The 14,595-nt window shown below is 42.2% G+C and carries 15 protein-coding genes; 9 read left to right on the top strand and 6 right to left on the bottom strand.

The annotated features are described in order from the left end of the window. Positions 1-16 precede the first annotated feature (16 nt). Together BM176_RS07365 and BM176_RS07370 are read right to left on the bottom strand one after the other, a co-directional pair. Entirely contained in the window at positions 17-682 is a 666-nt protein-coding gene (locus BM176_RS07365) for a uroporphyrinogen-III synthase (protein ID WP_255373461.1), read from the bottom strand. Positions 683-844: 162 nt separating this feature from the next. Continuing rightward, on the bottom strand, positions 845-1,915 hold the full coding sequence (locus BM176_RS07370; RefSeq protein WP_143097743.1) for a DUF4271 domain-containing protein: 1,071 nt from the start codon (positions 1,913-1,915) through the stop codon (positions 845-847). Between the two features lie 88 nt (positions 1,916-2,003). On the opposite strand from BM176_RS07370, the gene hemW reads away from it, so the two are divergent. Then, positions 2,004-3,128, top strand: coding sequence for a radical SAM family heme chaperone HemW (hemW, locus tag BM176_RS07375; protein ID WP_090101116.1), 1,125 nt, complete (start codon positions 2,004-2,006; stop codon positions 3,126-3,128). Between the two features lie 400 nt (positions 3,129-3,528). Here hemW and BM176_RS07380 read toward each other — a convergent pair whose 3' ends face one another. The 3 genes from BM176_RS07380 to BM176_RS07390 all read right to left on the bottom strand — a co-directional run bounded on the left by BM176_RS07380 (position 3,529) and on the right by BM176_RS07390 (position 6,554). After that, complete coding sequence (locus BM176_RS07380) at positions 3,529-4,710, bottom strand: aldose epimerase family protein (protein WP_090101118.1); 1,182 nt, start codon at positions 4,708-4,710, stop codon at positions 3,529-3,531. Between the two features lie 106 nt (positions 4,711-4,816). Continuing rightward, entirely contained in the window at positions 4,817-5,791 is a 975-nt protein-coding gene (locus tag BM176_RS07385; RefSeq protein WP_090101120.1) for a deoxyhypusine synthase family protein, read from the bottom strand. Positions 5,792-6,017: 226 nt separating this feature from the next. Further along, positions 6,018-6,554, bottom strand: coding sequence for a hypothetical protein (locus tag BM176_RS07390; RefSeq protein WP_143097744.1), 537 nt, complete (start codon positions 6,552-6,554; stop codon positions 6,018-6,020). 175 nt (positions 6,555-6,729) lie between these two features. Between BM176_RS07390 and BM176_RS07395 the strand changes: the two genes are divergently transcribed. The 6 genes from BM176_RS07395 (at position 6,730) to BM176_RS07420 (ending at position 11,780) form a co-directional block, all read left to right on the top strand. After that, entirely contained in the window at positions 6,730-7,317 is a 588-nt protein-coding gene (locus tag BM176_RS07395) for an acyl carrier protein phosphodiesterase (RefSeq protein WP_090101124.1), read from the top strand. Between the two features lie 49 nt (positions 7,318-7,366). Next, entirely contained in the window at positions 7,367-7,963 is a 597-nt protein-coding gene (locus BM176_RS07400) for a DUF2911 domain-containing protein (protein ID WP_090101126.1), read from the top strand. Positions 7,964-8,387: 424 nt separating this feature from the next. Then, entirely contained in the window at positions 8,388-9,527 is a 1,140-nt protein-coding gene (locus BM176_RS07405) for a cystathionine gamma-synthase (RefSeq protein WP_090101128.1), read from the top strand. A gap of 121 nt (positions 9,528-9,648) precedes the next feature. Then, a complete protein-coding gene (locus tag BM176_RS07410) occupies positions 9,649-10,422 on the top strand; it encodes a TIGR02757 family protein (RefSeq protein ID WP_090101130.1) in 774 nt (257 codons plus the stop codon). A gap of 15 nt (positions 10,423-10,437) precedes the next feature. Further along, positions 10,438-11,400, top strand: a complete 963-nt coding sequence (locus BM176_RS07415) for a DUF6263 family protein (protein ID WP_143097745.1) — start codon at positions 10,438-10,440, stop codon at positions 11,398-11,400. A gap of 50 nt (positions 11,401-11,450) precedes the next feature. Continuing rightward, entirely contained in the window at positions 11,451-11,780 is a 330-nt protein-coding gene (locus BM176_RS07420; RefSeq protein WP_090101134.1) for a hypothetical protein, read from the top strand. A 14-nt stretch (positions 11,781-11,794) separates the two neighbouring features. Here BM176_RS07420 and BM176_RS07425 read toward each other — a convergent pair whose 3' ends face one another. Then, entirely contained in the window at positions 11,795-12,457 is a 663-nt protein-coding gene (locus BM176_RS07425; protein ID WP_090101136.1) for a sterol desaturase family protein, read from the bottom strand. 216 nt (positions 12,458-12,673) lie between these two features. Here BM176_RS07425 and BM176_RS07430 point away from each other — a divergent pair, with 216 nt between their 5' ends. Next, positions 12,674-13,681 carry a fumarylacetoacetate hydrolase family protein gene (locus BM176_RS07430; RefSeq protein WP_090101138.1) on the top strand — a complete coding sequence of 336 codons (1,008 nt, stop codon included), beginning with the start codon at positions 12,674-12,676 and terminating at the stop codon, positions 13,679-13,681. Then, a complete protein-coding gene (locus BM176_RS07435) occupies positions 13,682-14,566 on the top strand; it encodes a flavin reductase family protein (RefSeq protein WP_090101140.1) in 885 nt (294 codons plus the stop codon). Positions 14,567-14,595 lie beyond the last annotated feature (29 nt).

The raw sequence follows: 14,595 nt of genomic DNA on the forward strand, positions 1-14,595 counted from the left end.
CCAAATAAGCCAGTTATTATTTCTTATTAATCATAGCCAGATACTGCTCTAGTGCAGCAGGCATAGACGTTGCCTGGGGAACGGGAGCTTTTAAATCAAGACGTAATCCTGCTTCTTCTACGGCGGCGGAAGTGGTGGGACCAAATGCGCCTATCCGTGTACCGTTCTGTTCAAACTCAGGTATATTTTCAAAAAGTGATTTTACCCCGTATGGACTAAAGAATACGATCATATCATACTCATTATCAGCCATAACAGCCTTTACATCGTTTGAAACAGTCTTGTAAAGGGTAGCGGTAGCATACTCACATTTATATGTTTTCAACCACTCCTCTATATCCTTTTTCTGGCTGTCAGAACTGGGGAACAGGAATTTTTCGTTATCACGATGCTTGTTCATTACCTCCAGCAGGCTTTTGGTAGAACCATCAGCCCCGTAGAACACCTTACGCTTGCGGTAAAGTATAAATTTCTGGAGATACAATGCAATTGCTTCAGTAATGCAAAAATACTTGCAATCCTGAGACACCTTGATCTTCATTTCTTCACAGATCCTGAAAAAATGGTCAACAGAATTACGGCTGGTAAAAATAACCGCCGTAAAATTCGGTATGTCAATCTTCTGTTTCCTGAAGTCTTTTGCGGACAGTCCCTCAACCCTTATAAACGGATGAAAATCCAATTTAACATTGAATTTTTTTGCTAGTTCAAAGTAAGGTGATTTTTCTGTTTCAGGTTTAGGTTGGGAAATTAGAATTGACTGAATCTGTTTTGTCTGCAAATCTTTTTTTGGCCCGCCTTTAATCATACTTTTTTTGCTCTTGTGTTAACAATAGGCAGTTTGTTAGTGACTTCCAGGACTACCAGTTAACCAGATCAGCAACACCTTAGTTATTATTAAAACCGGCGCTACTTCGAATGCGCAAAGGTAAAGAAAAAAATGTAATCTGCTGAAAGATAAGTATTGTTTTACCACTGAATAAGACCTGACATACCTGTATCCTACCAATACAACAATAAAAAATACCGAAATATACAGGAAAGCACGGGCTACATTCGGCTGGCAGAACGCCAGTATCACCAGAAAAGGCACCAGCAGTATACCTAAAACCTTATTAATCAGGTATAGAATAAAAATATATGAATCCGCCAGTTCAATACTGCCAAATAACCAGCCACAAAACCTCAGCATTACATATTTAACACTATAAACGATTGCTACCAGCAGAATTAACCCCGGTATCACCATCCATGCATTGCTGGTATTGGTAATATATTGCTGCCGGAACATCAGAAGATAGATATACAAAGCCAGACTGATCACAAAAAAGGCATTCAGCAGGAAATTAGGAAACGGCGATTGTGATAACTGATCTTTCAGCTGCCGCTGACTCAAAGTAGGATTCAGAAATGCCCGGAACAGATCTGAAAAATATTTCAGATAACTGAGACGTATAATCCCTAACAACAGTACAATTCCTCCCATCGTATACACCAGCCAGTCCAGATCCCTGTAATGCCGCAAAGGGTTCATATCTAAACGACTTGGCTTATTCTCCTTTAAATAAGCATTCTTCTTACCCAATTCCTTTAAGAAAACGTCATAATCTGTTTCCTTTGGTACAGACACAACAGGAGTTGCTGCCATAGTATCTGCCTGGGCAGGCCCGGCTACACTTTTAGGAAGAGCAGTTGTAACAGGCGGGCGCGACAGGCTATCCTTCGGAACTGCAGGAGTGGCAACTACCGGCGCTTTCTTCTTTACCGGAAGGGGATGCGCAGCAGTATCTCTTTGCGCACTTTGTACTGAGACAGGCACCGTTTGCTTTACTGGCAGCGGCTGTGCACCACTATCCGTTTGTGCCGCCAAACGTAAACAGGGTAAAATGAACAGGAACAATAACCACCTTCGCACCAGTAATATTTTTTAATGCTGTAATTTCGATGTTTGCAAAGATATAAAAATAGTCCACAGTCTCTGAACTATAGACTACTTAACAACAATGGCAGGTATTTATTTACATATTCCCTTTTGTAAGCAGGCATGTTACTATTGTAACTTTCACTTTTCTACCTCAAGGGGGCAACAATCCTCTCTGGTGCAGCAATTGTTGAAGGAAATGACCCTGCAAAAGGACTACCTGGCGGGACAACCCATCAGTAGTATCTATTTTGGAGGAGGCACCCCCAGCCTGCTGACAGCAGATGAATTACATCTGCTCATGGATCAGTTACATACCCTCTTTCATATAGAAAACAATGCGGAAATCACACTGGAGGCCAACCCGGATGATCTCACTCCTGCAAAGCTGAAAGAACTGGCGGCAACAGGCATCAACAGGCTGAGCATTGGGATCCAGTCCTTTCATGAAGCAGACCTTCAGTGGATGCACCGGGCACATAACAGCCAACAGGCACTGGCATGCATTCAGAATGCCCAACAATCAGGTTTTCATAACCTCTCTATAGATCTTATTTACGGAGGGCCCACCCTCTCTGACGAAGGTTGGGAGCAAAATGTACAACAGGCCATTGACCTCCAGGTAACACATCTTTCATGTTATGCCCTTACCGTAGAACCCGGTACGGCCCTGGATCAGTTCATCCGGAAAAAGAAAATGGCCGCAGTAGATAATGACAAAGCCGCCAGGCATTTTGAACAGCTTATGAAATGGACGGCCACTGCCGGCTATGAACATTACGAAATATCCAACTTTGCCAAACCCGGCTGGCATTCCCGGCATAACAGCAGCTACTGGCAGGGACAACACTACCTGGGACTTGGGCCATCTGCCCACTCTTTTAACAGGCATTCCCGTCAATGGAATATTGCAAACAATGCACTTTACATAAAAAGTCTTGAAGAGGGCACCGTACCCTTCGAACTGGAAGAACTAACGCCTGCCATGCAGTTGAACGAATATATTATGACTTCCTTACGCACTTCCGCAGGTTGCCACCTTTCAATCGTGCAGGAACTTTTTGGAGCAGACAAATGCCTGCAATTATTATCTAATGCGACTCCCTTTATCCAAAAGGGATGGATCCGGCGGGAAGCGGATATCCTGACATTAACCCGGGAAGGACGGCTTTTTGCAGACGGCATTGCTTCGGATCTCTTCTTCTGATAATCTTTTAATTCCTCTCCTTTTTACTATACAAAATGGAAGAATCAATGCTTTCGTAGTGAGTCTATATCTTGAAAATACATTTGACATACGTTGGACATTCTTTGAACACTTTACATGCGATCTAAGGGTGTCCAACGTATGTCCAACGTATGTTCAATGTATGATCAAACCTAGAAGTCATCCCGAACTCTCCCCAAAGACACTGGCAATTTGTACAAGTCCTGAATAACTATACTCTTTGTGACACAGATGAAGAGAAAATCCATTACATCCTGCCAAAATATTCTGTGTAAACTATTTCACAAATTAACTGGTCTGCAACGGAATAGATTTTCAGAAAAAAAGGCCGGCTCTTACAGAGCCGGCCCGAAAATATTTATAGTCTGAAATAAGTGAATTATTTCACACCAAATTTATACACGCAGGTATGTTTGTATGTTTCTCCTGGTTTCACTACTACAGTAGGGAAAGAAGCTTCGTTCGGAGAATTTGGAAAATGTTGTGTTTCCAGGCACAAAGCGCCACGATGCACATACGTTTTACCCCCTTTACCAGTATCAGTGCCATTCAGGAAATTACCACCATAGAACTGAACACCCGGTTCGGTAGTCCATACTTCCAGGTAACGGCCGCTTACAGGCTCCAGAACAGTAGCTGCGAGGGACAACTCATTACCCTTTTTGTTCAGCACATAGTTATGGTCATAACCATGACCGAATTGCAGTTGCTGAAATTCAGCGTTTACTCTTTCTCCGATAACAGTAGGTGTTGTAAAGTCCATTGGAGTACCCTTTACGGCTTCCAGTTTACCCGTAGGGATCAGTGTACTGTCTACTGGTGTGAACCTGTCTGCATTCAGGGTCAGAATATGATCATTGATATCTCCGTTACCGGCACCATGCAGGTTGAAGAAAGAATGGTTGGTAAGGTTTACTATTGTTGCTTTATCAGTAGTTGCCTCATAATTGATTTTAAGTTCGTTGCTGTCTGTCAGTTCGTAAGTGAGTGTCACATGCAGGTTGCCCGGATATCCTTCTTCACCATCTACTGAAAGGTAATGGAGTTTCAGGGTGTGATCATTGGGTTGCTCTGCATCCCAAACCACATCATTGAATCCTTTTTTACCGCCATGCAAATGGTTCACACCATTATTCACAGCCAGTGAATATTCTTTACCATCCAGTTTGAACTTACCTTTGGCAATACGGTTACCATAGCGGCCTACAATGCCACCATAGTACCTGTCTTTGGTAGTTACATATTTTGCAATGTTATCATAGCCCAACTCTACGTCGGCTAGTTGTCCCTGTTTATCAGGCGCGAGCAGACCCACTATTTTGGCACCATAGTTAGTAATTGCTGCTTGTACACCACCTTTACTTTTCAGGTAGTATAATTTAACAGGTTTACCATCTATGGTACTATCAAAGGGAGCCGCCGGGATCTGTGCCTCAATTGAAAGGCTGTCTTGATTGGTACTCATACTATCTACGGAATTATTTTTGGTTTTGGTACCAGACTGGCAGGCGCTTATACTTACAGCAGCTGCCACTGTTAATAGTGGAATAATGTTCTTCATATTTGGAAATTATAAGGGTACAATATACGCTTTTCAGAGAAACGAAAAAAGGAGAAAAGGCTGATTATCTGCCCTTTCTCCTTTTTCTTTCCACTTTCTGTGCGGCTTACCAGCCTAACAGGTAAGCAAATATTAATGGCGCTACGATAGTAGCATCAGACTCAACGATGAATTTGGGTGTAGTGATATCCAGTTTACCCCAGGTGATCTTCTCATTAGGCACTGCTCCGGAATAAGAACCGTAAGAAGTGGTAGAATCAGAGATCTGGCAGAAGTAGCTCCAGAAAGGCACATCATGCCATTCCAGATCCTGGTACATCATCGGTACAACACAGATAGGGAAATCTCCTGCAATACCACCACCAATCTGGAAGAAGCCTACTCCTTTACCCGCAGAATTGTTACGATACCAGTCAGCCAGCCATATCATATATTCGATACCGCTCTTCATTGTAGAAGGTTTCAACTCCCCTTTGATACAGTATGATGCAAAGATATTCCCCATGGTACTATCCTCCCATCCTGGCACTATAATAGGAATATTCCGTTCAGCAGCTGCTATCATCCAGCTGTTCTTAGGATCAATTTCATAATGTTCCTTCATTACACCACTCAGCAGCAGCTTATACATATATTCATGAGGGAAGTAACGTTCGCCTTTATCTTCTGCATCTTTCCATATTTTATGGATATGCTGCTGGATCCGACGGAATGCTTCTTCTTCCGGGATACAGGTATCTGTCACCCTGTTAAAGCCGTCCTGCAGCAGATCCCATTCTTCCTGGGGGCTCAGATCACGGTAATGGGGCACCCTTTTATAATGTGTATGTGCCACCAGGTTCATAATATCCTCTTCCAGGTTAGCACCTGTACAGGAAATAATGTCCACCTTTCCCTGGCGGATCATTTCTGCGAAGGAGATACCCAACTCGGCAGTACTCATCGCACCAGCCAGAGATACCAGCATCTTTCCACCTTCCAGCAAATGTGTTTCATATCCTTTGGCAGCATCCACCAATGCAGCAGCATTAAAGTGGCGGTAGTGGTGCTGGATAAACTGAGAAATAGGCCCTTTGTTCATGTCCGTTAAAAGTTTAAAATCCAAAACAGAGCGGCAAAGGTAAGGAATTTGATCAGTCTACAATTTATGAACCTTCTCTTACAGGAAGTTATATAAAAGATCATCTGAGAAACCTGCTATCATCTGTTTATGATGAATGAAGGGTTTGGGGATGTTATAAAAAAAAGATAGCCCATAATACCGGTGGTAATATGGACTATACTACAGAAAAAAAACAGAAGCCAGGTTACGCTTTTTTCATGGTCTGGTGTACGCTCAGTGTACCTGTGCTGGTTGCGCGGATTACTTTCCAGTTAGCAGCATCCTCCAGAGTAACATAATAAATAGTGTTACCATCTGCCTGGAATTCTACTACCCAGCGAATCTGTTCGTTCGGATAACGTTTAGCCAGTTTGTTTGCAACAGTCATTGGTAATTGATCTTCCTGGATATAACGGCGTGTAGCCAACAGGTTACCTTCACCGTCGAAGTAAGCTGTTACGCTATGTTCGCGCAGCGTAAATCTGGCCATAAAAGTTTTGTTGTCATCGCTGTACCACTTTACAGCAGAGGCTCCGGCAAACTCTTTGATCAATGCAGTTTTTAATTTACTGGATGCTTCCAGTTCTTTAGTTCCTGCAAATAATAATTGTGTGCTTAACAGTGCAGCAGTAAAAAATAACAGTGCTTTTTTCATCTTGCTGCTTAATTTTTCTCTGATTGAAATACCAGGTTTCATGGCGGAAACTTTTAAGTGTTTATAATATTGCAAATGTGCTTTCATGATTAAGTTGTGGTTAGGCTCTTTTAAACTAACCTTACATCATCAAAGACTACACTGCTAAAAATAAGTTGCATGAGAGTTAGAATTGTTTCAGATTTCTACGTTAAGTAATTGTTAAAGTGAATATCGAAGCGTGCTGAATTACTTTACCTTCATTTAACATTAATCACATTACATGAATTACCTGGCCCATGCATATCTCTCTTTTCATCATCCTGCACTTATTGTTGGTAATATGATTGCCGACTTTGTAAAAGGCAATCAATGGCAACAATATGAAGAAAGTATCCAACACGGCATCCGGATGCACAGGGCTATAGATACATTTACAGATCAGCATCCCGCTACACTTGCTGCCAGAGAATATTTTCAACCTTCATGTGGAAGGTATAGTGCGGTATTTATAGATATTGTATATGATCACTTCCTGGCAACAGACAAAACAATCTTTACAGATTCTTCGCTCGCTGACTTCTCTCAACAGGTATATCAGGTATTACAAAATCATCATAATAGTTTGCCTCCTTTATTCCAGCAGATGTTTCATTATATGAATGCGCAAAACTGGCTGTACAATTACAGGCAGAAAGAAGGTATCTATAAAAGCTTCAACGGCATTGTGCGTCGTGCTAAATATCTCGAAGTAACAGCCGATGCCCCCTTTGCTGTATTGGAAAATAATTATGATGAACTGGCTGCACATTACCGTGCGTTCTTTCCTGAAATAATAACCTATGTGAAAGACACATTCATTAGTACATAAACACTTTAAGTTGTAGGTTTGTTCCACTATTCTAACCAACTAGAGAACTATGAAGAAAATATTATTTACAGTACTGTTTATTACTGGTAGCATTGTAGTAAATGCACAAGACAAGAAATTACCACCACTGGATTCCAGCCCTATGGACATGGCATATTATCCTGTAATGTATCCTTATGTAGTAAGGGTGAAAGGAGATCCCGGCCAGCTAGTTGCCCGTGTTATATACAGCCGTCCGCAGAAGAAAGGAAGAAAGATCTTCGGAGATCTGGAACCATATGGAGAACTTTATCGCCTGGGAGCCAATGAAGCAACAGAAATTGAATTCTACCGTGCAGTAACAATCGGTGGCAAAAATATTCCCAAAGGACGATATACTATGTATTCTATCCCGAATGAAAAAACATGGACACTGATTATTAACCGTGATACAGATATCTGGGGGGCATTTAAATATGATAAGAGTAAAGATGTAGTGAGGACTGATCTGCCCGTAACCACACTGGATACACCGGTTGATCCTTTTACAATGGTATTTGAAAAGGCACCTTATGGTGCAAATCTCATTATTGCATGGGATATTGTAAGTATTACAGTACCTGTAAAATGGTCGGAGAAAGCAGTAATCGCAGAAAAGAAAAAATAAGGATAAAAAAATGTGCTGATGCGAAATGAAGTGAACATCTGCATCAGCACATTGGTTTAGTAAAGGTGGTAAGAATACCGCCCACGAATTTTAACCATATCCTATGAAAAACCTTTTCAAAAGTAACAGGAATAACTGCGGGAATACTACGGTATTGGCTCAAGTAGTAAAAATAGTTCGTGAGTGAGGCAAATTGTTGGGTGTAGTAACATTTAGCAGCCATTTATGACAAAAACATATGTGTTTCTACGTAGATCTACGATCAAACGGCTTGCGTAAAAATACTTATATTTAATTTCCATTATTCGTCCCATTATATATCTTTTCTTCTTCTATATAATATGCTACTGCCCGGATTCCCGGAATTAGTACCTTTGACGGATTCTACTTTAAAAAAATCATTCATTACTAAACACTTACAGGCATGAAGCTGGGAACTAAACTAATACACGCAGGCGTAGCACCCGACCCATCTACCGGGGCCATCATGACCCCCATTTTCCAAACATCCACCTACGTACAAAGTGCTCCAGGCCAGCATCAAGGCTATGAATACGCCCGTACCCAGAACCCTACCCGCGATGCATTACAGAATGCCCTTGCTGCTATAGAGAACGGTAAATTCGGCATCTCCTTTGGAAGCGGACTGGCAGCTACAGATGGTGTGATGAAATTACTGAATCCGGGAGATGAAGTCATTGCCTCCAATGATCTCTATGGTGGTACTTACCGTATCTTCACAAAAATATTTGAACGTTACGGTATCAAATTCCATTTCATTAACATGCAGGATGTGGAGAATGTACGGTCATATGTAAATGCTAACACGAAGCTGATATGGATAGAAACACCCACCAATCCCCTGCTTAACATTATTGATATAGCCGGTTGTGCAAAAATTGCCAAACAGCATAATATCCTCTTAGCCGTAGATAACACCTTTGCATCTCCCTATCTCCAGAATCCACTGGATCTGGGAGCAGACATTGTGGTACACTCTGCTACAAAATACCTGGGAGGCCATAGTGATGTAGTACATGGTGCTATTGTCGTGAATGAGGAAAAACTCGCTAAACAACTTTACTTTATCCAGAACAGTTGTGGTGCTGTACCCGGTCCACAGGACTGTTTCCTGGTACTCCGCGGATTGAAAACACTCCATGTTCGCATGCAGAGGCATTGTGAAAACGGAGCAGCAGTCGCTCATTTCCTGCGTCAGCATCCAAAAGTGGCCAAAGTATACTGGTGCGGATTTGAAGATCATCCTAATCATCATATTGCCAAACAGCAGATGCGCGGCTTTGGCGGCATGATCTCCTTCACTCTGAAAGACGATAGTCAGGAAGCAGCCTTTAAAGTACTAAGCAGTACTCATCTTTTTTCTCTGGCCGAATCTCTCGGTGGTGTGGAATCGCTCATTGGTCATCCAGCCAGCATGACGCATGCTTCTATTCCCCGCGAAGAGCGCATCAGCAATGGTTTGGTGGATTCTCTGATCCGCCTGAGTGTGGGGATAGAAGATGTTGAAGACCTGATAGCTGATCTGCAAAAGGCAATAGGGTAAGCCACGGCCGCGACATAGCCGCAGAGATTTTGTTATTTATTAAGCATCTTTGTTTACTTTCAATCTGCTATGTACCATTGACATATAATTTTATGTCCTGATCAAGAACCGAAACATCACCATGAAATTCCAGCAACTCAAGGCCTTTTTAGACTCCAAAGTGGAATACTATAACAATCCCGACTTCATTGAAGGAGATCCTGTTTGTATTCCTCATATGTTTAATGAATTGCAGGATATTGAAATTGCAGGGATATTTGCAGCGGTGCTGGCTTGGGGTAATCGCACTACCATTATTAATAAGTGCAGGGAACTGATGCAGTATATGGATAATGCTCCTTATGATTACATCAGGAATCATAAACCGAAAGACAGGATCAAACTCATGCAATTCTGTCATCGTACCTTTAATGGAGTAGACTTGCTATACTTTATTGAATTCCTGCAGCATTATTATTCCAATATCATCTCACTGGAATTTGCCTTCAGCGGACATATTACAGCACAGGATAAAACAGTGGAAAAAGCACTGATAGGATTTCATAAAACATTCTTTTCCCTGGAACATCCGGAAAGAACACGCAAGCATATCTCCACTCCGGAAAAGAACTCAGCCTGCAAACGGCTCAATATGTATTTACGATGGATGGTAAGAAATGATGAAAATGGCGTGGATTTTGGACTATGGAAGCACATTTTACCATCTCAGCTGGTATGTCCGGTGGATGTACATGTTTCAAGAGTCGGTACCAGACTGGGATTGATACCGGAAGCAAAGTCCGACTGGCGTACGGCACTGGATCTTACAGATAAGCTGCGCCAGCTTGATCCCGTGGATCCTGCCAAATATGACTTTGCCTTGTTCGGGTTGGGAGTAATTGAAAAATATGTATAATAAATTTATAGTGTAATGATGAAGCGATTTTTTGTGTCAATGGCAATAGGGTCCTCACTGACAATGTCAGCAATAGCCCAGGAGCAACCGGAACAGAGAGACTTTATAGATCTCAGCTACAACTTTCAGAATGGACAGCAATTCGAACTGAAACAGGAAAGTCGCAGTGAAACATATACCACTGTAGACGATGTAACGAATCGCGTAACACGCGATTTTAACAACACCATTGCCATTGAAGTAACAGAAACCAGCAGTGGTCGTGCTGTACTAACCCTTCGCTATAAAGAGTTGAAATTCAACTTCAATACCAGGAACCAGAATATCCTGGTAGATGCAAATACACCTAACGATAAGGAACCTTTCCAGGCAGCCCTCAAAAGCATTCTGGATCATCCTTTTACTGTAGATCTGCAGGCAACAGGCTTTATTAACAAGATTTCCGGCCTGGATGAGTTACTGGATAAAGCATCCGCTACCTTCACCAGCCTCAAAAAGGACGAACAGGAAGCCTACAAAAAACTAATGAAAGACCAGTTTGGTACCAACGCCTTCCGCTCGTGGCTGGAACAAGTACTCGTTATTTACCCGGCACGCAGTATCAAAACAGGTATGCGCTGGGAAGAAAACGTACCTATCCGCACGGGACTGGTTGGTAGCATTGATCTTTACTGGAACCTGCAGACATGGGATGCCAAAACCGCCAAAATAAACGGTACCGGTAAGATAAACACTAACAAAGTAGCCCCCTTCACCATCGAAGATGGTATAGAAGCTACCGCAGAAATTAACGGGGATATCATGACCAACTACCTCATCGACCGCACTTCCGGCCTGCCCAGCATCGCCAATCAGAATACGGAAATGAATGGTACATATACTTATCTGGCCAATAAAGCAAAGCGAATTAAGAAAGATATTAAAGTGCCGGTCAAGATTGTGACCAACGCTTCTTATAAGATTAAACGAATGAAATAATAAGTCAACAAAAAAGCTCCTTAAGGAGCTTTTTTGTTATAATAAAATGTATGGATTCTGTAATTTTTCAGGAAACCGCACTTCAGATCTCAGCTGATGCGGCACTCAGCATTCAGCCGGGTATTACTTACGACCAGCTGGAAGAAATGCTGGCACAAAGGCTGGAAGAGCTGATTAGTAACAACTTCCAGCTTTTTGTACTATTGCTATATAAGATAGATGTGGCAGAGAGTAAAGTACGTGCAGTACTTGAAGCGGACATCTCCCCAAGTGCATACCGCAAAATAGCCGCCTTGCTGATAGAACGGCAACAGCAAAAGATTATATCCCGTAAAGAATCCAAAAAACCTATAGACGATGATGATGAAGAGAAATGGTAAACGGGCTATTGATCCTATTTGTCAAACATTAATTCTCTTACTTTAGCTTTATCTTCTTTTTCCTTTTCCAGGTCAAAACTTGTTTTGAATACCCAGTCCCAGAAAGAAGAACTCACACCATAGCCTTTATCGTCCCCTTTATAATGATGAAGATGGTGGTTACGCCACAAGGACTTCATCATCTTCATTGGTGGGTTCCAGGCATGAATAGCGTAATGCATACTTCCATAAATAAGATACCCGAGCAGGAACCCCGGGAAAAACATAAACGTGATGTTATTCAATAAAAGATATTGTGCCCCAAATATCAGCGATGCCAGGATCAGACTGGGTACAGGCGGCATAAACAACCGTTGCTTATCACGCGGATATTCATGATGATTTCCATGAATTACATATACTATTCTTTGTAATCTTGGGTTTTCAGTGGTAAAGTGGAATAGGTAACGATGTATTACATATTCAAAAAGAGTCCAGCAAACCATTGCTCCCAGAAAAACAGTTGCGATAGTAAAAATCCCAAATCCCAGGGTTATGCGGCTGTAGTAAAGCATATAGCCAATAACTGGCAGGTACATTCCCCATATTACAATGGGGTGGGTTTTGGTGAGCATCTCCAGATAACTGCTTTCAAATAATCGCGCCTGTCCTTTATTCTTAATCTTATCAAACTTCATGACTTCCAGTTTTTATTTTAGTCAAATAGATTGAATAGCCCTTCACTTCTTCATTAAATCGTCAACGAATATATTCCACCAATATTATGCCGGTTTCTACCCCAAATGAGGCCGAATCGCACTCTTAACAATAACGTTAACAGAAAGTTACACGGCTGCAGATTAAAATATCATTTTACCTATATTTACAACTCATACAACCAGAACATTGACTTTATGAAATTAGTTACTTACCTCCGGGAAGAGAGTGATCAGCTGGCAATACTCATCGGCAACACTTTGTATAATACACAGGATCTGCATCCTAATCTGCCCGGTAACATGCAAATGTTTTTATTAATGTGGGATGATGTTATCGACATCGCGATGGAAGCAGATGCACAATTAAAAGCAGGAAATCATGTGGGCACTGCTACAGGTATTTCATACGATCGGGTACATGTAATTGCACCAGTACCCTTTCCGTCGTCTTGCCGTGATGGTTATGCATTCCGCCAACATGTTGCATCTGCCCGCCGTAATCGCCGGATAGAAATGATTCCTGAATTCGATCAGTATCCCATCTTTTATTTTACCAATCATAATGCCATCCAGGGTCCCGGTGAAGTTTACTGCATGCCTGATCATTTTGATAAACTGGATTTTGAACTGGAAGCGGCTGTTGTCATCTGCAAACCAGGACGTAATATCCCGGCAGCTGAAGCTGATGACTATATCGGAGGCTTTATGATCATGAACGATATGAGCGCCCGTACACTCCAAATGGAAGAAATGAAGCTGAATCTCGGCCCTGCAAAAGGAAAAGATTTCAGTACCGTAATAGGTCCCATGCTAGTTACTCCGGATGAACTGGAACACCTGCTTATACCAGCAAAACCAGGTCATACCGGTAAAAACTATAACCTGAAAATGACCTGCCGCGTAAATGGCATCCAGGTAAGTGAAGGGAATATGGGCGATATGGACTGGACCTTTGCAGAGATCATTGAACGCTGTGCATATGGTGCTAACATTCTCCCGGGAGATGTAATTGGCAGCGGTACTGTAGGTACCGGATGTTTCCTTGAACTGAACGGCACGGGTAAACTCAATGATCCTAATTATACAGAACAGTGGCTGCAACCTGGCGATGTAGTGGAAATGGAGATCGACGGACTGGGTACATTATCCAATACCATCATACAGGAAGAATCTGATTTTTCAATTCTCAAACTGAAGAAATAAATGCAGGTTATTCCCGGACAGGTAAAAACAGCAGAGCTGCACTCCTGGTTACAGAGCGCTATTGCACCACGGCCTATCTGTTTTGCCAGTACAATAGATCAGGATGGGCAACCTAATCTTTCTCCGTTCAGCTTCTTCAATATTTTTGGCAGTAATCCGCCTACACTTATATTTTCTCCGGCACGCCGTGTACGTGATAATACAATAAAACATACACTGGAAAATATCTACGCCACAAAGGAAGTTGTAATCAATGTAGTCAGTTATGCTATGGTACAGCAGACTTCTTTATCTAGCTGCGAGTATCCAAAAGGTATGAATGAATTTGAGAAGGCAGGCTTCACTCCACTACCTTCAGAAAAGATCAAGCCTTTTCGTGTAAAGGAGAGTCCTGTACAAATGGAGTGTATTGTAAGGCAGATCATAGAAACCGGGCAGGAGGGCGGCGCTGGTAACCTGGTGATCTGTGAACCTGTACTGATCCATATTAATGAGGAGATACTGAACAGCAAAGGAGGCATTGACCCACATAAGATAGACCTTGTAGCCCGCATGGGAGGCGATTACTATTGCCGTGCATCAGGCGATGCCATATTCGAGGTGGCAAAACCTAATACGGCATTAGGTATCGGCGTAGATGCGCTACCGGTAACTATCCGGAACAGTTCTATCCTTACAGGTAATAACCTGGGGCAACTAGCCAACGTACAGCAGCAACCGGTTATTGATCCTGCATTTGAAGATGCACACCTCCGGAATATCTTCCAGTATTACAGCATAACACCTGAAGAGATGGAAAAAGAATTACACAGGTATGCACAGAAGCTTCTGGAAAAAGAACAAGTGCAGGAAGCATGGCAGGTATTGCTGGCAGGAACACTGTAAATTTTATTTTTTGCAGAACACGGGCTCCG

Source organism: Chitinophaga sp. CF118 (genome assembly GCF_900112615.1).
Lineage (GTDB): Bacteria > Bacteroidota > Bacteroidia > Chitinophagales > Chitinophagaceae > Chitinophaga.